Origin of the sequence: Pseudomonas sp. CC6-YY-74 (assembly GCF_002025205.1) — a bacterium.
Lineage (GTDB): Bacteria > Pseudomonadota > Gammaproteobacteria > Pseudomonadales > Pseudomonadaceae > Aquipseudomonas > Aquipseudomonas paeninsulae.
Map to the genome: position 1 here is coordinate 2947602 of NZ_CP019947.1, position 25005 is coordinate 2972606.

A 25005-nucleotide genomic window follows, 5' to 3' on the forward strand; every position below is an offset into this window, starting at 1 on the left:
TAATTGCAAGGCCGCGAACGCCTGATCAGTTTCCCCACTTTGGTTCGCCTACTTCCCAAGGCATGTCGCCGAGTATCGAAATCGATCTCTCGTCGTCAGTACTTGAGCCGGATGGATCGTTGCCAGCATGGACGTTCGGGCGCGAACTTTAGGACCATGGACAGCTTAGATCAATCAAAAATTGTCGGATTGCCACTCGGTTTTTTCGGCTTATTCATGGGTCGTTGCGGATTCAAAACAAGGCGTCACGAAATGCTGCACAAAGCCCGGCAAATCGCACTTTTCCCGCACTGACTACAGGGCTCCGCGCTGAGGGCCGTTTGCCGTTATAATCGACGCCTTTTTTGACAGACAGACTATCAGTCGACGGGTTCCCCCAGCATGAGCAACCAGGCCGCCGAAGTCGCCAAAAGGCGCACATTCGCCATCATCTCCCACCCGGACGCCGGTAAAACCACGATTACCGAGAAACTCCTGCTGATGGGCAAGGCGATTGCCATCGCCGGCACGGTGAAGTCGCGCAAGTCCGACCGCCACGCGACCAGCGACTGGATGGAGATGGAAAAGCAGCGCGGCATCTCCATCACCACCTCGGTGATGCAGTTCCCCTACCGCGACCACATGATCAACCTGCTCGACACCCCCGGCCACGAGGATTTCTCGGAAGACACCTACCGCACCCTGACCGCCGTGGATTCGGCGCTGATGGTGCTCGACGGTGGTAAGGGTGTGGAGCCGCGCACCATCGCCCTGATGGACGTGTGCCGCCTGCGCGACACGCCGATCGTCAGCTTCGTCAACAAACTCGACCGCGACATCCGCGACCCGATTGAGCTGCTCGACGAAATCGAGGCGGTGCTGAAAATCAAAGCGGCGCCTATCACCTGGCCGATCGGCTGCTACCGCGACTTCAAGGGCGTCTACCACCTGGCCGACGACTACATCATCGTCTACACCGCCGGCCACGGTCATGAACGCACCGATGTGAAGATCATCGAGAAGCTCGACTCTGACGAAGCCCGCGCCCACCTCGGCGACGAGTACCAGCGCTTTGTCGAGCAGCTGGAACTGGTCCAGGGCGCCTGCCACGAATTCGACCAGGACGAGTTCCTCAATGGCCAGCTGACTCCGGTATTCTTCGGCACGGCGCTGGGCAACTTCGGCGTCGATCATGTGCTCGACGCGGTCGTCAATTGGGCGCCAAAACCCCTGGCCCGTGTGGCCAACGAGCGCACCGTGGAGCCTGTTGAAGAGAAATTCAGCGGCTTCGTGTTCAAGATCCAGGCGAACATGGACCCCAAGCACCGCGACCGCATCGCCTTTATGCGCATCTGCTCGGGCAAGTACAGCCAAGGTATGAAGATGCGCCATGTGCGCACCGGCAAGGACGTGCGCATCGGCGATGCCCTGACCTTCTTCTCCAGCGAGCGCGAGATGTTGGTCGAGGCCTATGCCGGCGACATCATCGGCCTGCACAACCACGGCACCATCCAGATCGGCGACACCTTTAGCGAAGGTGAAAACCTTGGATTTACCGGCATCCCGCACTTCGCCCCGGAACTGTTCCGCCGCGTGCGCCTGAAGGATCCGCTGAAATCCAAGCAACTGCGTCAGGGCTTGCAGCAGTTGGCTGAGGAAGGCGCGACCCAGGTGTTCTTCCCTGAGCGCAGCAACGACATCATCCTCGGTGCGGTCGGCGTGCTGCAGTTCGACGTGGTCGCCAGTCGCCTGAAGGGGGAATACAAGGTCGAGTGTGGCTACGAGCCGATCACCGTCTGGTCGGCGCGCTGGATCGAGTGCAGCGACAAGAAGAAGCTCGAGGAATTTACCAACAAGGCAGTGGAAAACCTCGCCATCGATGGCGGCGGCCACCTCACCTACCTGGCGCCAACCCGGGTCAACCTGGCACTGATGGAAGAGCGCTGGCCGGATATAAAATTCCGCGCCACCCGCGAGCATCACTGAGGCGCAACGTTTCACCTACAACCTGACCAATACGCAGCCTCTAGCCACTGCTCTCCCGTGGCTAGCAGGCCGTTGAAAAACGTAGGCGAGGCAGCCGAGACAAGGCAAAAACAGGCGAGGAAGCGGAGTTTACGAGCTGTAAATGAGCATTCCGAGCCTGTTTTTAACGCCGTATCGGCAACGTAGGTAGTTTTTTCAACGGCCTGCTAGAGACTGCGTATTCTGCGCCGCCACCTTACAGGGAGTTAACCTATGCGCACTGTGCTCTTCGCCGCCTTGAGCCTGATCGCCACCTCCAGTTTGGCCGGCGTGGAAATCCGCCAACCCTACTGGTACGTACAACTCAGCTGCGAGGGTTACTCGCAGTGTTTCGCCGCCAGCAACGGCAGCTATACGTCGAACCAGAATTCGGCGCGCCGCTTTGATGGACACGACAAAGCACAGCGTTTTGTCGACAGTTTCACCAGCAGCATCCGTGATAAATCGCCGCTTATCGTCCAGGGTTTCGCTAGCAAATGCGTAAACGACACGGAAGCGCAGCGCTTGAATCTTGCCGGCGACCGCTGCCTGCCTTGATGGCGTTTGCCCACCCATAAGCGCACCGGGGCACGCCTTAGGAACCCTTGCAGTGATCGACCGATCAGGCCGCGAGCGGCTTGGCGAACACAATCACTCCCAGAGCCACCAGCAACGCAGCGGCAAACCCGCTGGCGCGCCACCATTCCCCCCGATGCCGGGCGGCCAGCGAAGCCTGCAAGGCTTGCAGGGCGTAGTAGATGACGAACATCTTCGAGGCGTAGGTGATGATCTCGTAGATATTCGCCGTCCAGGTGATGGCGATGGCCACCAGCGCGGTGATCAGGTTGCCCAGTCGCACCGGCACCCGCCCGCCCGAAGCACCAGCCAACAAACCGCCGGCGCCGTTCATGTCGGCTACCGCGGCAGACAGCTGCGAGGCCAGCGCGGTGAGGATCAGTAGCGGCGCCACGGCGGTGCCCAGCGGTCGCAGCAAGTCGATGATCGCGGTTTCCCCACCCTGGGGCGGCAAGCCATCGCGGAACAGACTGGTAATCAGCAACAGAAACGCCAGATAGATCGCGGTAGCAATCCATTGCGACCAACGCATGCTGCGCACCCGCGTGGCCGGGTCATATTTGCTGCCCAGATAACGCGAAGTCTCAAACCCCTGCACCAGAATCACCAGCCCCAGGAGGATCTCCAGCGCCTGCCAGCCGCGCACATGTTGCTGGCCGAGCCAGGCCAGCTCGCCCGCTGTGAACGCTGCCAGGTTGACCTGCGCCAGCACCGCCAACAGACCGCCAATCAGTGACAGCTTCAAGGCGACCACCAGCACTTCGAGGCGCTCCAGCCCGGCGAGGCCGCGCAGCGCCCCGAGCAGGCCGATGGTGGCGATCACCACCGTCGACAGCAGGCGAATCCAGAACGGGTCGAGCACCTCGCCGAGACGCAGGCCAAAGGCGGCGAACAAATTAAGGTAGTAGGCCACCGAGACGAAGTAGGCCAGCGACAATGCCAGCTCGGAGAGACGCTCCAAACCCACCTGATACAGCGGTGGCTGATTAGCCAGGCTCGGCTCGACATAGCTGATGTTGTAGCGAATGGACGCACCGAACCAGTAGCCCAGCGCGCACAGGGCGAGCATCGCCAGCCAGGCCCAGTTGCCCACGGTATGTGCCAGGATCGGCCCGGCCACCAGGAAGCCCGAGCCGATGATCGAGGCCAGTGGCGTGACCGTCGCCCGCCACATGGGCGCAGCCAGCAGCCTGGGCCGAAACAACAGGCCGGCGAACAACAGGGCCGCGCCAATCAGTACGCCATTATTGATGCTCAGCATCGTGTCCTGCCATCCAGCTGAATTCAGGGGCCGAATCCTGCCGCTCCGGGGCACGGCAAAGCAAGCGGCGCTTACCCGCAGGGTCCCGGGCGGCCGCGCGCTTGCGGTCGGCGCGCCACACTGACCATTGCAGAGCGCCTGCGACCCCCAGGAAACCATGGAAAAGCCATCGCCAGCGATTGCCCTGTCTCCCACCCAGCGCCTGCGTGAGCGGCGGCGCCGGTTGCGCAGCCTGCGCCAGCGTGCCGCTTTCTGACTCGGCGCCTTGCTGGTCGGCCTCATCGCGCTGGCTTTCGCCTGGCTGGCCGACCATGCCTTCGAGCAGTTCGAATGGTTGCTGGGGCAGAGTGCCTACTGGCCCTGGCTGGTCACCCCGCTGGGCTTCGCCCTGCTCGCCTGGCTGACCCAGGGCTGGCTGAAGGAGGCCAAGGGTAGTGGCATTCCCCAGGTGATCGCCTGCCTGGAACAGCCCTCGACGCGCCTGCGCAGCCAGCTGCTGGCGGTACCGGTGGCCATCGCCAAGATGCTACTGACGGTCCTGGCCCTGCTCTGCGGCGCCTCCGTCGGCAGGGAAGGCCCCACCCCGCTAGCTAGTTAGGCCACCCCCTGCGCCAGTCGATGAACCGGCGCAGGCTTAGCCGCCTGTCACGGCAAAAAATCGCCGCAATGGCGGAGCATCCACGCTCGACCGGCGGGCTTGCCTTCATCGCCTGCGGATTGGCCGGGGCGGGTGCCAGCGATTTGTTTGGCCTGCCGCAAGCGCAGGCGTTGGGCACGCCGACAATGCCGGCACCGGCGCAACACCGAGCCGCGCATAAGCCTGGGCCGGCGAATAACCGACACTTAAACAGCGACCCGATTCAGCACCGCAGCCGTCCTGCACGCCTGCTCGCGAATGCGCCGAGCGTGCGGCTACTGCTCGGCGAGCGTCCAGGCAATCAGCGAATCGCCGATCTTGGTACCGAACGATCCATGCCCGCCGGCCATCTGCACCACGTACTGCTTGCCGGTCTTCGCCGACACATAGGTCATCGGCGTCGCCTGGCCGCCCGCCGGCAGCCGCGCTTTCCACAGCTGCTCGCCGCTCTGCAGGTCGTACGCCCGCAGGTAGTAGTCCAGCGTGCCGCTGAGGAAAGCAACGCCTCCGGCGGTTACCAGCGGTCCGCCCAGCGCCGGCGTACCCACCGTAAAGGGGATGCCGAACGGCGCGCTGTCGCGGCTGGTGCCGTTCTTGTGCATCCATACCGGCTTCATGCTGCGCAGATCGACTGCGCTGACGAAGCCCCAGGGCGGCGCCTGGCACGGCAGGCCGAGCACCGACATGAAGGGTTGCAGGCGCACCATATAGGGCGCGCCGAGGTTGGCCTGCAGACCGGTCTCTCCACCGCCGCTGCGTTCCTGCGGGTCGACGTCGCTACGCTTGACCAGTTGCGAAACGAACGCCAGGTAGTTCGGTGCACCGAACAGCAGTTGCCGCACCGGATCGACCGCCACCGATGGCCAGTTGAAGGTGCCGACATTGCCCGGATAGATCAATGAGCCCTGCTCCGACGGCGGGGTGAAGTCGCCTTCGTAGCGCAGCTGGTGAAACTGGATGCGGCACATCATCTGATCCAGCGGCGTGCCGCCCCACATATCCCGCTCGCGCAGCGGTTGATCCGGCGCGTAGCTGAGGGCGGAGGCCGGTTGGGTCGGCGCGGTGAAGTCACCGGCGACGGCGCCCTGCGCGACCGGCCGCTCGGTCACCGGGACGATGGGTTCGCCGGTCCGACGATCCAGCACAAAGAGGTCGCCACGCTTGGTCGGCTGGATGATCGCCGGGACCTTGCCCTGCGCACCGTCGATATCCACCAGGATCGGTTGTGCGGGCAGGTCGCGATCCCAGAGGTCGTGGTGCACGGTCTGGAACTCCCAGCGCACCTTGCCGCTGTCCAGCTCCAGTGCCACCAGGGTGGCGGTGAAGCGCTCGGACTCAGGCGTGCGCTGCGCCCCCCATTGATCGGGCGTCTGGTTGCCGGTGGGTATGTAGACCAGCCCCAGCGCCTCATCGGCCGTCGCGATGGTCCAGGAATTCGGCGTGCTACGCACGTAGCTCTCGCCCGGCGGCAGGGGGGCGGTCGCGTCCGGCTTGCCCGGATCGAAATTCCAGACCAGCCGGCCACTGCGCACGTCATAGGCGCGAATCACTCCGCCTGGGGAATCCACCGCACCATTGTCGGTGATCGAGCCGCCGACAATCACCAGCTTCTCGGTCACCACCGGCGGTGAGGTCGGCAGATAGACGCCCAGCGCACCCTCACCCAGGCCGACCTTCAGGTCGACGACGCCTGCGCTGCCAAAGTCCGCGCAGGGCTTGCCGTCCTCGACATCCAGCGCAACCAGGGTGCCGTCGTTGGTCGGCAGGAACAGCCGGCGCTCGCAGCGGGCGGCTGTCGGCGCTACCGGGCTTGCACCAGCCGCGGCATAGACGCTGGCGTCGTGCAACGCCAGGCCGCGACAGGTCATGTGCTGGTAGTACTCGGCCGCTCGATTGATGCTCGGATCGAAGCGCCAGCGCTCCTCGCCGCTGTCGGCATCCAGCGCGATGGCAATGCTGTGTGGCGTGCAGATGAACAGCTTGTCGCCCACCTTGAGCGGGGTGACCTCGTTGGTCACCTCGCCGGGATCACCCTCACCCGGCAGATCACCGGTGTGGTATTCCCAGGCCTTTTCCAGCGTGCCGACGTTTTCCGGGGTGATCAGCTTGGCCGGTGAATAGCGATCGCCGCGGTCGGAGCCGCCATAGGCCGTCCAGTCGCTCGCCGAGCGACCCGCCAGTCCGTCAGGATTCAGGCCCTGCATCTGGGCGTCGCTGAACTCGCCCTTGAGCGATGAATAGTCCTGCGTCAGCGAGTAGCCCGCCATCAGCGCACCAGCCAGCAGGCCCAGGCCGAGCAGGCCAGAGGCCCCGTCGCGCCGGACCAAACGGCCGCCGACATGGCGATTGATGAACGGCATGATCAACCAGAGACCGAGGATGCACCAGAGGTCGATACGCGGCGCCAGCTGCCACCAATCGAAGCGCACCTCGTAGAGGGCCCAGGCCAGCGTGGCGAACAGCAGCAGCGCGTAGAGCCCGATTGCGCCGCGCCGCCGGGCGAACATCAGGCCGGCCACGATCACCAGGCCGCTGCCCGCGCACAGGTAATACCAGGACCCACCCAGTAGCGCCAGATAACCGCCACCCGCCAGCATCAGCCCCCCAAGCACCAGTATCACCACGGCGGTCAGGGTAATCCGCAATGGACGTGGTCCGTATTCACTATTCATCGAGCACTCTCCTGCCGATTCAATTGCGTACGCAGCGCTGGCGCACCTGGCGCGACACCATTGCGGCCTGCTAGCTGTGGCTACGGCTGCAGGACCTTGGTTCAGCCCTGCTACCGCTCCCCTCAGGCTAGCGCATCGACGACCAGCGGCTGCGCCTCGCCCCGCTTGATCAGCGCATACACCACCCCGGTCAGCAGGCTGCCGGCGACTATCGCCAGCAGGTACAGCGCCGCATGGTTGATCGCATTGGGGATCAGCAGCACGAACAGGCCGCCGTGCGGCGCCATCAGTTTGCAGCCGAAGTACATCGACAGCGCGCCGGTCAGGGCGCCACCGGCGATGCTCGCCGGAATCACCCGGAATGGGTCCTTGGCCGCGAAAGGAATCGCCCCTTCGGAAATAAAGCACAGCCCCAGCACCCCCGCCGCCTTGCCGGCCTCGCGCTCGCTCTGGGCGAACTTGCGCCGGGCGATAAAAGTGGCGATGGCCATGCCGATCGGCGGCACCATGCCGGCGGCCATCACCGCGGCCATGGGCGCGTAGCTTTGCGAGGCCAGCAGGCCGACGGAGAAGGCGTAGGCGGCCTTGTTGATCGGCCCGCCAAGGTCGACGCACATCATGCCGCCGAGCAGCAGGCCGAGCAGGATGGCGTTGGTGCTGCCCATGCTGTCGAGGAACGCGGTGAGCCCGAGCAACAGGCCAGCCACCGGTTTGCCAACCACATAGATCATCACCAGGCCGGTGAACAGGCTGGCCAGCAGCGGGATGATCAGGATCGGTTTCAGCGCCTCGACGCTGGCCGGGAGCTGCACCCAGCGGGCGATGGCCTTGGCCGCATAGCCGGCGAGAAAGCCGGCGATGATGCCGCCGATAAAGCCCGCACCGAGCGAGCTGGCGAGCAGACCGCCGATCATCCCCGGCGCCAGGCCCGGACGGTCGGCGATCGAATAGGCGATGTAACCGGCCAGCACCGGCACCATCAATTTGAACGCGGCCTCGCCACCGATCTGCATCAGCGCGGCGGCCAGGCTGCCCTCCTGCTTGAACGCCTCGATGCCAAAGACGAACGACAGGGCGATCATCAGGCCGCCGGCCACCACCATCGGCAACATGAAGGACACCCCGGCGAGCAGATGTTTGTACGCCCCGCCCTGTGCCGCGGGGCCGGACTGCGCGGCTTCTGCTTTGCCGCCAGCGGCCAGGGGCTGCGCCTCGAGCAGGGCCCGTTCGAGGGTCTGTCGGGGCTGCTTGAGGGCCACCCCGGTGCCGCAGCGAAAGACCTTCTTGCCGGCGAAGCGGGCGGTTTCCACCTCGATATCGGTGGCCAGCAGGACCACATCGGCAGCGGCGATGGCGGCGTCATCCAGCACGTTGCGCGCGCCCACCGAGCCGCGGGTCTCCACCTGCAGCGGGTAGCCAAGCTGCTCGGCCGCCTGTTGCAGGGCCTCGGCGGCCATGAAGGTGTGCGCTACCCCGGTCGGGCAGGCGGTCACCGCGACCAGGCGTGGCCGGGCAGTCGCCTCGGCGAGCGCTGGCGCAGCTTGCTGCAGGATTTCGGCGTGCTCGGCGGCGGCGAGCAGGAACTGCTGCGGATCGACCAGCGCTTCGGCCGGCGTGGATTGCACCAGGCGTTTGCCGACAAAGCGTTGCAGCGACAAGTCGCCGGTCTTGACCACCACCACCAGTTCGGCGGCGGCGATATCCGCGTCGCTCAGCGGCGAGCCTATTGCCTTGGGGTCGTGGACCTCGACCCGGCTCGACCAATCCAAACGTTGGGCGGCGGCTTCCAGTAAACGCGAGCAGAGCACGCTGGTGACCATGCCATTGGGGCAGGCGGTGACGATCAGCAGATTCATGGCAATGACCTCATTATTGTTTTAATCCAGGGACGCGACTTTTAATCCAGGGCCGCGACAGTCACGCCCGCTTCCAGGCGCGCCAGTTGTTCCCGGTCGTGAATGCCGAAACCGAGCTGGGTGACCGCCTGGGCGGCAATCGCGGTGGCCAGACGCAACGTGCGTTCGGCCGGCCAGCCCATCAGCAGGCCGTGCAGCGTGGCGGCCAGCAGCGAGTCGCCGGCGCCCACCGTGCTGACCACCTCGACCCGCGGCGGCCGCGCCTGCAGCGCAATGTCCGGGCCGAACCAGTAGACGCCCTCGGCACCGCGCGACAGCAGCACATGCTCCACACCCGAGGTGCGCAGGCGCAGCGCAGCGGCCCGCAAATCGGCCGCCGAGGACGTCGGCAAAGCGCAGGCCTCGGCCAGCTCCTCCTCGTTGGGTTTGATCAACCAGGGCGCCACGCCAAGCCCGGCGCGCAACGCAGCGCCACTGCTATCCAGCGCCAGCGGCAGGCCAAACGCCTGCAGCCGGCGCAGCAGGCTGGTGAACCATTCGGGGCTGACGCCCTGCGGTAGGCTGCCGGCGACCACGATGGCGTCGTGGCCGGCAACCATCAGTTCCAGCGCCTCGAGCAACTCGGCCTGGTGCGCCGCCTCGACCTGCGGTCCCGGACCATTGAGGTCGGTGATCCGCCCGCTGCGCTCAGCCAATTTGATATTGCTACGGGTTTCGCCGGGCACGCGGACGAAGGCGTCGACGAAACCGCGCCGAGCGAACAGGGCCTCGAAGGGCGTGGCGTTGGCCAGCCCGAGAAAACCACTGACCGTGACCTTGTGGCCCAGGTCGGCCAGCACCTGGGCCACGTTCAGGCCCTTGCCGGCGGCGTGAGCGTGCAAGCCCAGGCTGCGATTGACGGCGCCGGGGTGCAGCGCTTCGAGGGACACGGTCAGGTCCAGCGCCGGATTCAGGGTCAGGCTCAGAATACGTGCCATCAGCCAAGCTCCTCGACCAGGGCGCGCACTGCCGCGGCGCTGTCCAGACCGAGCGCCTGCTGGGCCAGCAACTGGCTCTGACTGAAATCCAGCTCGCGCACCCGCGCCTTGACCAGGGCGATGCTGCGCGCCGAGACGCTCAATTCGTCCACCCCCAGGCCGACCAGCAGGGGCACCGCAAGCATGTCGCACGCCAGTTCGCCGCACACCCCGACCCACTTGCCCTGGCCGTGGGCGGCCTCGACGGTCATGGCGATCAGGCGCAGCACCGCCGGATGCAGGCCATCGGCCTGGGCCGACAGGGTCGGGTGGTCGCGGTCGATGGCCAGGGTGTACTGGGTCAGGTCATTGGTGCCGATGCTGAAGAAGTCCACCTCGCGCGCCAGCACCGGGGCCAGCAGCGCCGCCGAAGGCACTTCGACCATGATCCCCAGTTGCAGGTCGGCCAGCGGCATCTCTTCGCGCAAGCGCAGCGCCATGTCACGCGCGCTGCGCCATTCCTCGACGCAGCAGACCATCGGGAACATGATCCGCAGCGGCCGCCCATCGGCCGCGGCGAGCAAGGCGCGCAACTGGGTTTCCAGGATCTCCGGGCGCTGCAGGCTGAGACGAATGCCACGCACGCCGAGAAACGGATTCACTTCCGCCGGCATCGGCCAATAAGGCAGCGGCTTGTCGCCCCCAACATCCAGGGTGCGCACCACCAGCGGTCGCCCGTCGAGGGCATCGAGCACGCGCCGGTACTCGGCCTCCTGGGTCGCCTGGGTCGGCGCCTCGGCGTGATCCATGAACACCAGCTCGGTGCGCAACAGCCCGACCGCTTCGCCACCCAGTTCGACCGCCGTAGCGGTTTCACCGCTGGCGCCGATATTGGCCGCCACTTCCAGGCGATGACCGTCGCGGGTCACCGCTGGCTGCATGCGCTCGGCATGGGCGCGCGCGCGGCGGGCTTCACTGGCCTCGCGCTGGCGCAACGCCTGCGCCAGGGTCTGCTGATCGGGCGCCACGCGGAGCAGGCCGTGATCGCCATCGAGCAACAACACAGTGCCCTGGGCCAACGCCAGGACCGCCTCGCCGGCACCCACCACCGCCGGGATGCCCAGCGTGCGGGCGATGATCGCACTGTGCGCGGTGGCGCCGCCACGCGCGGTAAGGATGCCGGCGACGCGTTGCCGGTTGAGGCTGGCGACATCCGAAGGCGCCACTTCGTCCATCACCAGAATGTAGGGTTCGTCCGGCTCGTGCAGCGCCTCGACGCCACGCAACGTAGCCAGCACGCGGCGGCCGATATCCCGCAGATCGGCGGCGCGCTCGGCCAACAGCGCATCATGCAAGGCCTCCTGCTGGCTCGCCGCCGCCTCGATCTCGCCAGCCCAGGCCGCCTCGGCGCTGAGCCCAGCGCTCAGGCGCGCCGTCACGTCCTCGGCCAGGGCCGGGTCACGCAGCATCGCCTGGTGGGTGATGAATATTTCGCGGATATTGGCCTCGGCCGTGGCCTCGACCAAGCGCTGGATGTCGGCGCCGACCTGCTCCAGCGCCGCGCTCAAGCGCTGCTGCTCCAGGGCCGCACCCTGGCCTTGCTGCGGGTAATCCAGCACCGGCGGCTCCCGCACCAGCGCCGGGCCGATGGCGATACCTGGCGCGGCGGCTACTGCCTGCAGTCGCGCCCCGCCAGCCGGTGCTTGCAGCTTGGGCACAATACTGGGCACAGGCGCAACACTGGTCGAGACTGGGGTGTCGGCCAGCGGCAAGGGCTCGAGGCTTTCGCCGAGACCGGCCAACACGGCGGCTTCCAGGGCCGGCAGGACCTCGCCGGCGATCGCCGGTTCGGCGCTGAACTCCAGCGCCTGACCACGTCGCGCGCCCAGCGCCAGCAGTTTGCTCAGGCTCTTGACCGACACCCCGGGCCCCGTCTCGCCAACCAGACGCACCCGCACCTCGCCGGCGAAGGCCAGGGCGATTTCGCTCAAGGCCTTGGCCGGGCGGGCATGCAGGCCATGGGTATTGGCCAGGATCACGCGCCGCATCGGCCAGTCGGCGGGCACTTCGGCGCCCAGGGCCTCGAGCACGCTACGACTGCTGGTCGCTTGACTGAAGGCCGCGGCGCGGCCCTCGATCAACAGGTCGCACAAGCGTTCGAGCAATTGCCGGTGTGCCTCACCCAGGCTGGCCAGGCAGAACAGGCCGGTCAATGGCTGGCCCTGATAGTCGAGCGGCTGCGCCGGGGTGACGAACGCCAGACCGGGACTGAGCACCGCCTGATCGCTGTGCAACCACCACAAGCCATTGCCCAGCGGCAGCGGCTGGCCCTGGGCCAGGCTGTTGGCGAAGCCCGACTCGGCGCAACCCGCCTTCTTCAGCAGCCGCGCGCCCTGCCAGAGCAACTCGTCGAAATCCTCGACCGCCACGCCCAGGCCGATCAGTTGACTGTCCAGCGCCAGTTCCTGCGGCGCACCTTGCAGCAACGCGACTATCGCCTCGGGCTCCTGCGCCTCGCGCAGCGCCGGAGCGAGATCGCCTTCGCCCAAGGCGCGGGTCAGCAGTTGCAGCAAGCGCAGGTGCTCATCCGAGCGCGCGGCGATGGCAATCGCCAGGTAGACCATCTGCCCATTGCCCCAGTCCACCCCGTCGGGGAACTGGATCAGGCGCACGCCGGTGCAATACACCTGATCGCGGGTTTGCGGGGTGCCATGGGGAATCGCGATGCCCTGCCCCAGGTAGGTCGAACCCTGCGCTTCGCGCGCCTGCATGCCGGCGAGATAGCCGGGTGCCACCAAATCATCGGCAACCAGGCGATCGGCAAGCAGCGCCAGCGCCGCCGGTTTATCCGCGGCGCTGCGGCCCATCTGGATCTGCGTGACATTCAACTCGAGCATTGAAGGCATCCTCTGGCAACTGACGGCGGCGCTAGGGTGAAACCCCGACTATTCGCAAAGAATAGTCGCTCTGGCGACCTGCTGAATCGTTTCACCTAATGACTGGCACGTTACCTGATAATCGGCGATCCTTGAAGCCTGGTCGTCATCCCACTCAGGACTCCACCTTGAAACTCAGTGACATCGCCCGCCTGGCCCAGGTTTCCGTGACCACCGCCAGTTACGTCATCAATGGCCAGGCCGACAAGCGGCGGATCAGCGCCGCCACCGTGGCGCGGGTGCTGGAAGTGGTCGAACGCCACGGCTACCGCCCCGACCAGCAAGCCGCCGGCCTGCGCCGCGGGCAGAGCCGCTGCCTGGGGTTTATCCTGCCGGACCTGGAGAACCCCAGTTACGCGCGCCTGGCCAAGCTGCTCGAACAGCGCGCCCGCGCCGCCGGCTATCAATTGCTGATCGCCAGCTCCGATGACGACCCGAGCAGCGAGCGCCAGTTGCTCGACCTGTTCCGTTCGCGCCGCTGCGACGCCCTGATCGTCGCCAGTTGCCTGCCGCAGGACGACCCGGCCTATCGGCGCCTGCTGGCTGCCGGCGTGCCGGTAATCGCCGTCGACCGCGCCCTCGATCCCGCGCACATCTGCTCGGTGGTCAGCGACGACCAGCAGGCCGGCGCCCTGCTCACCGCCAGCCTGCTCAGCCCGCCACCGCGGCATATCGCCCTGATCGGCGCGCGCCCGGAGCTGCCGATCAGCCAGGCCCGCGAACGCGGCTTTCGTCAGGCCCTGCTCGATTTCGGCGGCACTGTCAGCGTCAGCCACGCCGAACAATTCAACCGCGCCTGTGGTTACCGGCAGATGCGTGCCCTGCTGGACAACCCCACCGACCTGCCGGATGCGCTGATCACCACCGCCTATGTCCTGCTCGAAGGGGTACTCGATGCCTTGCAGGAACAGGCGGGGCCGGGCATCGACAGCCTGCGTATAGCCACCTTCGGCGACACCCAGTTACTGGATTTTCTGCCGTTGCGGGTCAACGCCATAGTCCAGCAACATGCACAGATCGCCGAACGCGTCCTCGCTTTGGCCCTACGCGCCATCGAGCACAACGACTACCAACCCGGTATCGAAGCCATCCCGCGCACCCTCAAGATCCGCCGCACGCTGTAGCAACCGATTGCCCGCCAGCGACTGCAGCGGAACGCCGCCCGGCCACGCCTGCCAGCCGCTTCTAGATTGGCCAGGAGGCATGCCGACTGGCGCATCGCCGACAAATCATCGATGCTCTGCCCCATGCGCCTGATCGATACCCACACCCACCTCGATTTCCCCGACTTCGACGCCGACCGCACCGAGCTGCTCGCGCGCTGCCGCGCCCTCGGAGTGGAGCGCCTGGTGGTACTCGGCGTGCACCAGGGCAACTGGCAGCGACTGTGGGATCTAGTGCAGGCCGATGCCGGCCTGTACGCCGCCTTCGGCCTGCACCCGGTGTTCCTCGACAACCATCAGCCCGCACACCTGTACGCCTTGCGCGACTGGCTGCAGCGCCTGGCTGGCCACCCGCAACTCTGCGCGGTGGGCGAGTTCGGCCTGGACTATTTTCTCCAACAGCTCGACCGCGAACGCCAACAAACGCTGTTCGAGGCGCAACTGCGCCTGGCCCTGGAGTTCGAGCTGCCCGCCCTGCTGCACGTGCGCCGCGCCCATGCCGCCACCATTGCCACCCTCAAGCGCCTCAAACCCCAGCGCGGCGGGATCATCCACGCCTTCGCCGGCAGCGTTGAGGAAGCCCGCGAATACCTCAAACTGGGCTTCAAACTGGGTCTCGGCGGCGCGCCAACCTGGCCCCAGGCCAAGCGCCTGCAGCAGACCCTGGCGCGCCTGCCGCTGGAGGCCGTAGTGCTGGAAACCGACGCCCCGGACATGGCCCCGGCCATGCACCCGCACCAGCGCAACAGCCCGGAATACCTGCCGGACATCTGCGCCTGCCTGGCCCAATTGATGAATGTCGAGCCAGAGCAACTGGCCGCAGCCAGCAGCCGCAATGCCGCGCAGTTGTTTGGCTGGGCTCTCTGAACACCACCGCGTAACCCGGCCAGCCCGCAATCAGTAGGCTGCCACTCGCCGCAGGCAGTGCACCATGGTTGCTCGGCGCGGCACACATCCAGACGGGTTGTCACGGCGCTCCGAAGCCGCCCTACGCCCAGAACGGCACGCCCCCCGGACCGCCCTTCTCATAGCAATCCGCCCGATCTGGGATGGCTCGCAATCTGCAGGCTGTCACTCGCCACAGACAGTGCATCGATGGTTCATCGCGCGGCACAAGAGCTGGCGGGCTGTCGCTGCGCTCCGAACGGAACGCCGCCCGGGCCGTCCTACCCGCAGGCAGTGCGTCATAGTTCGCCGGCGCGGCGCACATCCTGGCGGGTTGTCGCTGCGCGCCGAAGCCGCCCTACGCCCAGAACGGCACACCGCCTGGGTCGTCCTACGCGCCTGGCGCAAACGACAAGGCCCGCCAAATGGCGGGCCTTGTTGGCACTACTGCACACTCAGACGCGGAACGCGCCGATCAACTGCTTCAAGCGCGACACCAGCCCGGACAATTCGCGGCTGGCCGATTCGGTCTGGCTGGCACCCGCGGCGGTGCGTTCGCCGGCGCGGTTGATCTCGACGATGTTCTGGTCGATATCGTGCGCCACCGCAGTCTGCTGCTCGGCGGCCGTGGCGATCTGCTGGCTCTGGTCGACGATCATGCCCACCGCACCGAGGATGTTCTCCAGCGCCAGTTGCACCTTGCCCGACTCGCTGACCGTGCCGCTGGCCATCTGATGGCTGGCGCCCATGGCCTTGACCGCCGCACCGACGCCACCCTGCAGCTTGTCGATCATGCTCTCGATCTGCTCCGTGGACTGCTGGGTGCGCTTGGCCAGATTGCGCACCTCATCGGCGACCACGGCGAAACCGCGGCCCTGTTCGCCGGCCCGCGCCGCCTCGATAGCCGCGTTGAGGGCCAGCAGGTTGGTCTGTTCGGCGATGCCCTTGATCACGTCCAGCACCTGACTGATCGAGGCGCTGTCGCTGGCCAATTGGTTGATCACCGCCACCGACTGATCGATCTCGCCGGCCAGGCGCTGAATACTGCTCACCTGGGACTCGACCAAGGCGCGGCCGTTAACGGTTTCGCGGTTCACACTCTGCGCGCTGTCGACCGCCGCGGCCGCACTGCGCGCGACCTCCTGGGCGGTGGCGGACATCTGGTTCATCGCCGTCGCCACCAGTTCGATCTGGCTGCGTTGCCCGGCGACCGCCTGGTTACTCTCGCCGGAAACCAGCTCCACGCTATCGGCCTGACGCTCGACCTCGACCACGGTCTGGCCGACGCGCTCGATCAGGTCATGGATCTTCTGCACGGTCTCGTTGAACACCTGCCCCAGCTCGCCCAACTCGTCCTTGCTCTGCGCCGTGAAACTGACCGTCATATCGCCGGCCGCGACTTTATTCATGACCTCGCCGAGGCTCTTCAAGGTGCTCCGGGTCGACACATAGAAGGCGCCATAGAGGTAGCCGATCAGCAGGAACACCAGCACCAGCGCCGCGACCAACAGGACCATCTGCCCACGGTTTTCCTGCAGCCGCTCCTGCAGTTGCTGATCGAGGAAAGCCAGCACCGCATCGTTCAGCTCATAGGTCTTGCCCATGGCCGCGCCGACTTCTTCATAGAACTGCGTCCAGGGCGTTTCCAGGGTATCGGCGATCACCACCTTGTCTTCGAACAGCACCGCGCTGGTCTTCAGGGTCGCCTGGCTGGCCGTGGCCAAGGCTTCCAGTGCCCCACGCGCAGCCGGGCTGCTACTCAAGGCTTCCTGCAGATTCAAGCCATATTCGGCGTGGAGTTTTTCCAGCTCCAGCAATAAGTCGTCGAACTTGGTACTGGTGCCCGAATCGAGAAAGCCCTGCCCCAGGGAAGCAGCACCCATCGTCCGGCCTTCGCCCAATGCGGAGACAACCCGCGGCGTGATGCCGACGATCAGCTCGGTCATCTGCCGCACTTCGCGCTGACGATCCTGGCTGAGTCCGGCCTGAGCTGCGATCAGCTTGATAAATACCTGCGATCGGCCCAACAGCCTTTCGGCCATTGCCGCTTTGCCTTGCAGCGACGTCTCGCTCTGCACAGCGGCCAGGTTGGCAATCATCTCATCGCGTTTGGCGGCGAATTCGTCGATCTGTTCGGCCTCGTGCACCACCGGCGCCAAGCCGCGCAGGCGCTCCGCGATGGAGCCTTGCAGGCGCGTGCTACGACTCTCGAGATCGCCGGCCTGACCGGACTGACCGATCATCACGTTGATTTCCGCCAGGTCGGAGAAATCCTCCAGGTCGCGCCTTAAACTCAGCGCCTGACCGAGCAGATCAATACTCTCCAGAGCCGCCTGGGTACTGACGAACTGGCGATTGGAGTCGCGTACCAGATAGAAGTTGGTGACCAGCATGGGCAGAAAGAACAGGACACTGATCAAACTGAATTTCATGCCAAAGCTGAGGCGATTCATTAGCGCGATGGCCGGATACAGCACGGTCTTCACAAGACGTCTCCTGTTCTGATTATTGTTATGAAGCGTTATCAAGGTCGACCGCGGTAATGGTTGCGTGCCTTGCAGCCGGACCTGAGGCGTCCCGATCAAAGCGTAAGTTGCCAGTACGGCAGGTCCGCTAGAGCAACCTCTTGGCTGATCGATCGAGCACAGTGTGGCTGTATACCCGTTATCGACACCAAACTCTGTAACTTAAGGTTAAACACCCGCCGACCCTAAGGTCTTGACCGTCAGCAGGTGCGGGAGCCTTGCCCGGCGAGCGCAGGCTGACCGGCAGCCGTAGAATGCTGCGGGCCGCGTAGGCTGAGCGCAGCGATACCGCTCACAGTGATCAGGATGAACTTCGGGAAATCTGCCGCCCGCGCAACCGCGCCCCGGAGAGCGCCGAAGCTTATGCGTATATGGACTGATTGACCGATGATGACGCATGAGCGCCGATGGGTATCGCTGCGCTCAATCACATCTTACAAAAGCCTGCGAGCGCGAATGGTCAGTAGAACAGCGCCCACAGGGCGAATACGCTGTACCAGAGCACGGCAGCGCGCACCAGCAGCTGCCACAAGTTGTCCAGGCTGCTCACCCCGACTTCGCCGATCACCGGCGCCGGCGTCTCGCAGGCCGCACGCCCGACATCGATCACCAACTGTGCGGCACTGATGTCCCAGCTCAACAATTCGTGCAGCAACACCCGATTGACCGCCACGAAATTGCCGACCAGGGCGAAACTCGCCGCCAGTACCCGCACCGGCAACCAGTCGAAGGCATGCCGCAGCTGCACGGCGCGCTCGCGCAAGACTTCCTGCTCGGCATGTTCGGCCAGCAGAGCCAGCAGCCGATAAGCCAAGGCCGCCAACGGGCCAAGCAGTGCATACCAGAAGATCACGGCAAATAAACTCTGATAGGCCTGCCACACCAAATGACCCTGCACCTGTTGCAGCAGCGCGCCCTCTTCGTCGGCCTCCAGAGCCAGGTCACGACGGGCGACCAGATAGGCTGCCTCGCTGTCGCCGCGCCGCCAGCTGTCGCGAAACGGCCCGAGCGCCGCCTGCAAATCGCCACGCCCAAGGCTATAGATCAGCACCAGCAGGTGCAGCGGCAACGCCAACCAACCGTAGGCCAGCGGCTCGAGCAGCACCAGCAGCAGCCCCAACACCACTAGCGGCAGAACCACCAGCAGCACGATCGCCAACCACGGGCTCTCGATAAAGCTCGCTTGCCGTTCCGCCCAGGCCATCAGCCGCAACCAGGGACCGTCCTGCTGGATCTTGTTGCGCCAGGCCGAGAACTTTTCCACCCACAGCACCAGCAACAACACCAGAAAACTCATGACTTCTCCTTCCTATCCATCAGTGCAGCGCGCAGGCGCGACCAGTCGAACGCCGGGCCGGGGTCAGTCTTGCGGGTCGGAGCGATATCGCTGTGCCCGCAGATCCGCTCTAGGGTGAGCGCCGGATACGCCCTTTGCAACTCGACCGTCAGGCCAACCAATGCGGCATATTGCGCATCGGTGAAGGCCTGTTCGTCAGTACCTTCCAGCTCAATTCCCAGAGAATAATCGTTGCAGTTGTCGCGCCCGGCGAAACACGATTGCCCGGCATGCCAGGCGCGCTCGTTGCACGAGACAAACTGGGTGATGGCGCCGTCGCGTTCGATCAGGAAATGCGCCGACACGCGCAACGTCGCTATCTCGGCAAAGTATGGATGCTCATCGACGATCAGGCGATTCTGGAAAAATTCCTGCACCCTGCCGGTACCGAACTGCCCCGGCGGCAGGCTGATGTTATGGATCACCAACAGGGAAACCTCACCCTGCGGGCGCTCATTGAAATTGGGGGACGGGCAGTGGCGCACACCTTGGTACCAACCACTGCGAGGATCCGGCTGCATAAAGGCTCCTTGAACGAGCCTCCACTCTAGAGCAGGCGGCCAGCAGGGCCAAGCACTGGTCATGCGTAGCGCCCTTTGGCGAGCGCTTGAAAGAACCCTATGCCAATGAAATCCGGGAGCGACCATTGCCCGCAACAGGATCTCCGGCTTGCATCCGAACCACGAGGCTGGCCACCGTAGCCTCGCAGATCGATGGATAACTTGTCAGCGCGGCCAGCGGCGACCCGCTCGTAGGGCGGCTTCGGAGCGCAGCGACAACCCGCCAGCTTTTGTGCCGCGTCGATGAGCCCATGGTGCACTGCCTGCGGCGAGTGACACCCTACGGATCGCGGGCAGCCCCAGATCGGCCGCGCCCCTGGGTCCGTAGCCCCTGCACAAAAGCGAGAGAAACCAGGCGAACTCAGGCGCCCTTGAGCTTGCGCAGGTTACCGATTACCGATTCCAGCGCCCGGTCGAACAGCAGCGCATCGTCGAGCAGGCGGATGGCATTGCGACGAAACTCGACCGCCAGGCCCATACGGGTTTTTTCCAGGACCTTCATGCCGGTGCGGTTGACGAAGATGTACTTGCAGGCCGGCTTGATCACCGCGGCCAGCTTGCAGCGCAGCTTGTGTTCCTGGTCTTCCTGAAATTCTACCCAGCTACCTACCCGCAGGTTATCGACTCGCAGCAGGGCTTCGTCGTCATCTGCCAGGCAGATTTCAGGTTCGCTCGCGCTGCTTTGCCCCGGGGCCAGCAGCACGATCTCTTCGACTACTTCGATCATCGCCGACAGCTCTGTCGGTGCTGGCAACTCCAGCAAGGATGGCTCGTCAGCGCTCGCAGCCACGGCGTCATGCGGTTGATCGTCGTTGCCGCGCGCTGTCAGCGCTTCGCTCTGGAGCGTTTCGACCGCAGGCACCACTTGCTTGAATCGCTGAATAGACTGCACATGCAAATCTTCCAGTTGACTGAAAAACTCACCCGTGGAGAACGGATCGAACGCCGCACTGGCCATGCCTTCGCGCAGCGCCTTGAGCAGCCCCGGCACCAGCTCGAGCAAGCGTTGACGCGCTTGCGGATCCTCGTGAGGTTGCGCACTCCAGACCAGATCATCCATGGTCGCCAACGCCATCTGCCACTCGGGCGAGTCGACGCCGTGCTTGAGACAGGTGAGCATCAACACCTTGCTCCACGCCTCCTGCAGCACGCGCACCACCACTTCGGGCAGACGCTTGCCCAGCAGCCGCTCATTCAGTGCCAGCTCGACCTGGCGCCGCGCCAGTTCGGCCCTGGCGCTGCCCTCTTCCGCGTCGCGAGTACGCTGCTCCAGCAGCTCACTGCGCCGCCGCTCGTTACCGGTAAAGGCGAGAAAGTCCGCCAGCAGTTCGGAAAAAATCAGTGGGTCATCGACAAAGTCGTTGAGTAGGCGCTGCACCATCTGCTCGATCTTCTGATACAGGCTGCCGCGCTGTGTCTCGTCCTGCTCACCCCAGCCCAGAGCGGCCGAGGCAATTTCATTGAGCAACCGCCGCGCAGGATGACTGCCACGACTGAAGAAGGTCTTGTCCAGCACCGCGACCTTGAGCATTGGAATCTGCAAGCGCGCGATCAGCGCTTTCAGCGAATCCGGCAGGGTGCGGTCATCGAGGATGAATTCGAACAGCATCGACACCAGGTTGATAACGTCCTCATCCACCTCGCCGACCACTCGGGCCTTGCCGCTCCTGGCACTGGCGCGGCTGAGCAGTTGTTCGAGCTGCTCACGCAGATCGAAATCATCGCTAACCTGAAGGGGGGCATGCTGCTGCATATGGGAGAGCAGGCGCATCAGGTCGTGACTGGTAATCGGTGACGCATCGGCCGGCGTCTCGCGCCGCGGCATGGCACTGCCGCGCACCTGCCCGAGCAGCTCCTGCAGCGCCACGAAAACTTCCTGCACGCCGTCGCCGGCCTGCTCGCCAGCACTGGCGCCCGCCGGTTCAGCCGGGCCGCGCGCAGCTGCCCCGGAACGACCCGGGTTACGCCGCGCTGGCGCCGATCTCAGCTCCGGCAACACACCCGCAGCGACCAGCGACTGATTGGCCTCGGCATAGAGCTGATCGAGATCGGCCAACACATACTTTTCAAACAACTTGAGGATGATCAGTTTGACCTTGATCTCCACCCCCAAGCTACTGCACGCCTCGAGAAAAGCCGCACAGAGCGCCGCAGGACCGAGCGGGTTGGACTTGTCGTCGAGCTTCTTGCTGACCAGGGCATTCAGGCGCGTGGTCAGGTGGCTGACCCCCGTGCTGTCCCGGCTCATGACCTTGGCCACCATGGCATCCAGCGCCACGGACTCTTCCAGCTCATCGTTCTGCACCAACGCCAGGCTATCGAACGAGACAGCCTCCATAGCCGGCTTACCGATCTCGTATTGGTTGAGGGTGGCGAAAGGCTCGAAGACTTTTTGCAGGAAGCCGCGCTCGATATTCTTGCGCTTCAAACGCAGATCGCGCATAGCCTCGAAGAAAGCGTTCTGCTCGGCGTTGCTGGCTGCCCGATCCGCCATCTCGAACAGCGTATCGTCAGCATTGTCGAACAGCGCTTGCAAGGCGTGCTTGAGCTGCAGCGCAGCCTTGTCGCGTAGATGAATGAGCGCCACGGGCAGTCTTCCTCCCGGTGAAGTGGGCGATTGCTCCGCAGCTACCTTGTTCAGGTGCACCACTTTCGCGTCAGTCTTCATTGCGACTCTCCTGCAGACTGCCCCTGCCTGGGCCAACCGATCTGCATAGCAACCAACCGAGCGTCATCCCTAACGTCAAGGTTATGGCGTCAACATCCATAAAGTTATTATAGGTATACCGCATCCACCCCAAAACAGGCTTTTCCTGCGGATATGACCCAGGTCACAGATATAAAGCACCAGCCTGACGACGACGAGCAGAACCCGACCAACGCAATCATTCAAGCCAGACAACCACCCCGCCGCGGATTGCGCCAAGGCTTATTCGGGCGACGCGACTCGTAGGGTGGCTGCGATTGCAGCAGATTGCCGATGGGTATCGCTGCGTTCAACCGCACCCTACAAAAGCCTCCGCCCATCCGCGATTAGCAATCTCGCTGCACCCGCGGTCGGCAATCCCTATAATCGCCCGACCCTGACAGTGGAGCCAACCATGCCGAACCTAACCCTCGCCGACCTGACTGCCGAAATCGAGGCCAATGTCCGTCGCGCGCTGACCGAGGATATTGGCAGCGGCGATATCACCGCCCAACTGATCCCTGCCGAGCGTCTGGCCCACGCCACCATCATTACCCGCGAAGCCGCCGTGATCTGCGGCATCGCCTGGGTCGATGCCGTGTTTCGCCGACTCGATCCGCGCGTCGCCGTGCACTGGCAGGTCCGCGACGGTGAGCGCGTCAGCCCCAACCAGGCCTTGTTCCATCTCGAAGGTCCGGCCCGCGCCCTGCTCAGCGGCGAGCGCAGTGCCCTGAACTTCCTGCAGACCCTGTCCGCCGTCGCCACCCGCTGCCAGCAGTACGCCGACCTGGTGCAAGGCACCGCGGTCAAACTGCTCGACACCCGCAAGACCCTGCCCGGCCTGCGCTTGGCACAGAAATACGCCGTCACCTGCGGCGGCTGCCACAACCACCGCATCGGCCTGTTCGACGCCTTCCTGATTAAGGAAAACCACATCGCGGCCTGCGGCGGCATAGTCGAAGCCGTGCAAGCCGCGCACAAGATCGCCCCCGGCAAATCGGTGGAAGTCGAAGTGGAAAGCCTGGAAGAACTGCAACAAGCCCTGGACGCCGGCGCCGACATCATCATGCTCGACGAACTGTCGCTGGACGACATGCGCCAAGCGGTTGCCATCACCCAGGGCCGCTCCAAGCTGGAAGCCTCAGGCGGCGTCAATCAAACCACCCTGCGCGCAATCGCCGAGACCGGCGTCGATTACATCTCGATCGGCGCCCTGACCAAGGATGTCAAAGCAGTAGACCTGTCGATGCGCCTGAGCTTATAACCCAAACGATGCCGGGCGACGGGAGGTAGGGCGGCCGGGACGCCGGCCGCTCGGAGCGCAGCGACAGCCCGCCAGCCTTTGCGCCGCGCCGGTCAACTACCGGCGCACTGCCTCTGGCGCCCCCCCACGGTTACATCACATCCCAGCTCGGCAATTCAATCGTCGTATGGCAAGGCCTCTGTATCAGACCCTCCCGCCCAATCCTTGGGATATATACCCTGCGCGACCAATCGATGAAAAGTTGAATACGGCCATTCGCCAACGTGTTGAACCAACCCATGCTTGAGCGGATTGATGTGCACGTAATCGATGTGCTTGCGAAAGTCGCGCTCATCACGAATCAGGTGCTCCCAATAGCGGCGCTGCCAGATGCCTTTTTCACCGCGGCGCTCCTGTATCGCAGTAGGCCGACCTGCAAGAGGTAGGCTGCGGGAAAAAATCAGCTTGATCAGCCGCCAACGCAGTGCGTAACGGCTATCGCCGTGCGGCAACTCGATCACGCAATGCAGATGATCGGGCAACACCACCCAGGCGTGAATATGAAAGGGATGCACGCCGCGAACCTTATGCACAGCCTGGCGCAACAGATCAACATGCCGCACCAGCAAATCATTGCCATGCCGACGTGCGAGGACATGGGTAAAGAAATAGGTGCCACCAGGACACCAGACACGACGGTAGTCGGGCATTACAGTCATCCATGACATTGGGAAGTTCGTTTGCAAGCGTGAGTGTAGTGCCGATTAGGACCGGAGGGACTCCGGGCGGCGGTCCGTCCGGAGCGCAGGGCTGCTTCGGCGCGCAGCGACAACCCGCCAGATTTTGCGAAGCGCCGAGCAACCAATGCCGCACTGCCTGCGGCGAGTGACACCCTACAGATCGCGAACCATCCCAGATCGGGTGGATTGCTCAAGACCGTAGGGCGGCTTCGGCGCGCAGCGACAACCCGCCAACTTTTCTGCCGCGCCGAGCAACCATCGGTGCACTGCCTGCGGCGAGTGACACCCTACAGATCGCGAAACATCCCAGATCGGGCGGATTGCTCGAGACCGTAGGGCGGCTTCGGCGCGCAGCGACAGCCCGCCAGCTTGTGTGCCGCGCCGAGCGACTAATGGTGCACTGCCTGCGGCGAGTGACACCCTACAGATCGCGAAGCATCCCAGATCGGGCGGATTGCTCGAGACCGTAGGGCGGCTTCGGCGCGCAGCGACAACCCGCCAACTTTTCTGCCGCGCCGAGCAACCACGGTGCACTGCCTGCGGCGAGTGACACCCTACAGATCGCGAACCATCCCAGATCGGGCGGATTGCTCGAGACCGTAGGGCGGCTTCGGCGCGCAGCGACAACCCGCCGGCTTTTGTGCCGCGCCGAGCGGCCAATGGCGCACTGCCTGCGGCGAGTGACACCCTACAGATCGCGAAGCATCCCAGATCGGGCGGATTGCTCGAGACCGTAGGGCGGCTTCGGCGCGCAGCGACAACCCGCCAACTTTTCTGCCGCGCCGAGCAACCACGGTGCACTGCCTGCGCCAAGTGACACCCTACAGATCGCGAAGCATCCCAGATCGGGCGGATTGCTCGAGACCGTAGGGCGGCTTCGGAGCGTAGCGACAACCCGCCAGCTTGTGTGCCGCTACGAGCAACCAATGGTGCACTGCCTGCGGCGAGTGACACCCTACAGATCGTGAAGCATCCCAGATCGGGCGGATT

Annotated in this window: 15 protein-coding genes and 2 pseudogenes; 6 read left to right on the forward strand and 11 right to left on the reverse strand. The window is 64.7% G+C overall.

Annotation, left to right across the window (positions count from 1 at the left end; all coding sequences use genetic code 11):
• The first annotated feature begins 381 nt into the window (after window positions 1-381).
• The gene (locus tag B2D37_RS13490) at window positions 382-1965 is read left to right on the forward strand and encodes a peptide chain release factor 3 (RefSeq protein ID WP_079203169.1); all 1584 of its coding nucleotides are present in this window, start codon (window positions 382-384) and stop codon (window positions 1963-1965) included.
• 252 nt (window positions 1966-2217) lie between these two features.
• Entirely contained in the window at window positions 2218-2541 is a 324-nt protein-coding gene (locus tag B2D37_RS13495; RefSeq protein ID WP_079203170.1) for a hypothetical protein, read from the forward strand.
• A gap of 64 nt (window positions 2542-2605) precedes the next feature.
• Here B2D37_RS13495 and B2D37_RS13500 read toward each other — a convergent pair whose 3' ends face one another.
• Window positions 2606-3820: a hypothetical protein gene (locus B2D37_RS13500; protein ID WP_079203171.1), complete on the reverse strand. Its 1215-nt coding sequence runs from the start codon at window positions 3818-3820 to the stop codon at window positions 2606-2608.
• Window positions 3821-4085: 265 nt separating this feature from the next.
• On the opposite strand from B2D37_RS13500, the pseudogene B2D37_RS13505 reads away from it, so the two are divergent.
• Window positions 4086-4403, forward strand: a pseudogene (locus B2D37_RS13505) (chloride channel protein); the annotation flags it as partial.
• A 329-nt stretch (window positions 4404-4732) separates the two neighbouring features.
• Here B2D37_RS13505 and B2D37_RS13510 read toward each other — a convergent pair.
• The 4 genes from B2D37_RS13510 to ptsP form a co-directional block, all read right to left on the reverse strand.
• Window positions 4733-7129 (reverse strand): membrane-bound PQQ-dependent dehydrogenase, glucose/quinate/shikimate family, encoded by a 2397-nt coding sequence (locus B2D37_RS13510; protein ID WP_079203172.1) that lies wholly within the window; start codon window positions 7127-7129, stop codon window positions 4733-4735.
• Between the two features lie 122 nt (window positions 7130-7251).
• Window positions 7252-8985 (reverse strand): fructose-specific PTS transporter subunit EIIC, encoded by a 1734-nt coding sequence (locus B2D37_RS13515; protein WP_079203173.1) that lies wholly within the window; start codon window positions 8983-8985, stop codon window positions 7252-7254.
• Between the two features lie 41 nt (window positions 8986-9026).
• Complete coding sequence (gene pfkB, locus B2D37_RS13520; protein ID WP_079203174.1) at window positions 9027-9962, reverse strand: 1-phosphofructokinase; 936 nt, start codon at window positions 9960-9962, stop codon at window positions 9027-9029.
• Window positions 9962-12838, reverse strand: coding sequence for a phosphoenolpyruvate--protein phosphotransferase (ptsP, locus tag B2D37_RS13525; protein WP_079203175.1), 2877 nt, complete (start codon window positions 12836-12838; stop codon window positions 9962-9964). Before ptsP ends, pfkB begins: the two co-directional genes overlap by 1 nt.
• A gap of 167 nt (window positions 12839-13005) precedes the next feature.
• On the opposite strand from ptsP, the gene cra reads away from it, so the two are divergent.
• Complete coding sequence (gene cra, locus B2D37_RS13530; RefSeq protein ID WP_079203176.1) at window positions 13006-14001, forward strand: catabolite repressor/activator; 996 nt, start codon at window positions 13006-13008, stop codon at window positions 13999-14001.
• 123 nt (window positions 14002-14124) lie between these two features.
• Window positions 14125-14907, forward strand: a complete 783-nt coding sequence (locus B2D37_RS13535) for a TatD family hydrolase (protein WP_079204981.1) — start codon at window positions 14125-14127, stop codon at window positions 14905-14907.
• 473 nt (window positions 14908-15380) lie between these two features.
• On the opposite strand, the gene B2D37_RS24185 is transcribed toward B2D37_RS13535, so the two are convergent.
• The 5 genes and pseudogenes from B2D37_RS24185 to B2D37_RS13555 form a co-directional block, all read right to left on the reverse strand.
• Window positions 15381-16094: a methyl-accepting chemotaxis protein gene (locus tag B2D37_RS24185; protein WP_371915454.1), complete on the reverse strand. Its 714-nt coding sequence runs from the start codon at window positions 16092-16094 to the stop codon at window positions 15381-15383.
• 141 nt (window positions 16095-16235) lie between these two features.
• Window positions 16236-17378, reverse strand: a pseudogene (locus tag B2D37_RS24190) (HAMP domain-containing protein); the annotation flags it as partial.
• A 532-nt stretch (window positions 17379-17910) separates the two neighbouring features.
• Window positions 17911-18747 (reverse strand): regulatory signaling modulator protein AmpE, encoded by an 837-nt coding sequence (gene ampE / locus B2D37_RS13545; RefSeq protein WP_079203178.1) that lies wholly within the window; start codon window positions 18745-18747, stop codon window positions 17911-17913.
• Window positions 18744-19307: a 1,6-anhydro-N-acetylmuramyl-L-alanine amidase AmpD gene (ampD, locus tag B2D37_RS13550; RefSeq protein ID WP_079203179.1), complete on the reverse strand. Its 564-nt coding sequence runs from the start codon at window positions 19305-19307 to the stop codon at window positions 18744-18746. Before ampD ends, ampE begins: the two co-directional genes overlap by 4 nt.
• A gap of 400 nt (window positions 19308-19707) precedes the next feature.
• Window positions 19708-22014, reverse strand: a complete 2307-nt coding sequence (locus B2D37_RS13555) for a DUF1631 domain-containing protein (RefSeq protein ID WP_079203180.1) — start codon at window positions 22012-22014, stop codon at window positions 19708-19710.
• 433 nt (window positions 22015-22447) lie between these two features.
• Between B2D37_RS13555 and nadC the strand changes: the two genes are divergently transcribed.
• On the forward strand, window positions 22448-23296 hold the full coding sequence (nadC, locus tag B2D37_RS13560) for a carboxylating nicotinate-nucleotide diphosphorylase (protein ID WP_079203181.1): 849 nt from the start codon (window positions 22448-22450) through the stop codon (window positions 23294-23296).
• A 155-nt stretch (window positions 23297-23451) separates the two neighbouring features.
• On the opposite strand, the gene B2D37_RS13565 is transcribed toward nadC, so the two are convergent.
• A complete protein-coding gene (locus tag B2D37_RS13565; RefSeq protein ID WP_079203182.1) occupies window positions 23452-23985 on the reverse strand; it encodes a transposase in 534 nt (177 codons plus the stop codon).
• Window positions 23986-25005: the final 1020 nt, after the last annotated feature.

What these genes read in the sequence shown, in the direction of transcription:
- pfkB (WP_079203174.1), bottom strand. Translation starts at nt 9,962, where the DNA reads ATGGCACGTATTCTGAGCCTGACCCTGAATCCGGCGCTGGACCTGACC.
- ptsP (WP_079203175.1), bottom strand. Translation starts at nt 12,838, where the DNA reads ATGCTCGAGTTGAATGTCACGCAGATCCAGATGGGCCGCAGCGCCGCG.
- B2D37_RS13565 (WP_079203182.1), bottom strand. Translation starts at nt 23,985, where the DNA reads ATGCCCGACTACCGTCGTGTCTGGTGTCCTGGTGGCACCTATTTCTTT.
- B2D37_RS13515 (WP_079203173.1), bottom strand. Translation starts at nt 8,985, where the DNA reads ATGAATCTGCTGATCGTCACCGCCTGCCCCAATGGCATGGTCACCAGC.
- B2D37_RS13510 (WP_079203172.1), bottom strand. Translation starts at nt 7,129, where the DNA reads ATGAATAGTGAATACGGACCACGTCCATTGCGGATTACCCTGACCGCC.
- ampD (WP_079203179.1), bottom strand. Translation starts at nt 19,307, where the DNA reads ATGCAGCCGGATCCTCGCAGTGGTTGGTACCAAGGTGTGCGCCACTGC.
- B2D37_RS13555 (WP_079203180.1), bottom strand. Translation starts at nt 22,014, where the DNA reads ATGAAGACTGACGCGAAAGTGGTGCACCTGAACAAGGTAGCTGCGGAG.
- nadC (WP_079203181.1), top strand. Translation starts at nt 22,448, where the DNA reads ATGCCGAACCTAACCCTCGCCGACCTGACTGCCGAAATCGAGGCCAAT.
- B2D37_RS24185 (WP_371915454.1), bottom strand. Translation starts at nt 16,094, where the DNA reads ATGAACCAGATGTCCGCCACCGCCCAGGAGGTCGCGCGCAGTGCGGCC.
- B2D37_RS13500 (WP_079203171.1), bottom strand. Translation starts at nt 3,820, where the DNA reads ATGCTGAGCATCAATAATGGCGTACTGATTGGCGCGGCCCTGTTGTTC.
- B2D37_RS13495 (WP_079203170.1), top strand. Translation starts at nt 2,218, where the DNA reads ATGCGCACTGTGCTCTTCGCCGCCTTGAGCCTGATCGCCACCTCCAGT.
- ampE (WP_079203178.1), bottom strand. Translation starts at nt 18,747, where the DNA reads ATGAGTTTTCTGGTGTTGTTGCTGGTGCTGTGGGTGGAAAAGTTCTCG.
- B2D37_RS13490 (WP_079203169.1), top strand. Translation starts at nt 382, where the DNA reads ATGAGCAACCAGGCCGCCGAAGTCGCCAAAAGGCGCACATTCGCCATC.
- B2D37_RS13535 (WP_079204981.1), top strand. Translation starts at nt 14,125, where the DNA reads ATGCGCCTGATCGATACCCACACCCACCTCGATTTCCCCGACTTCGAC.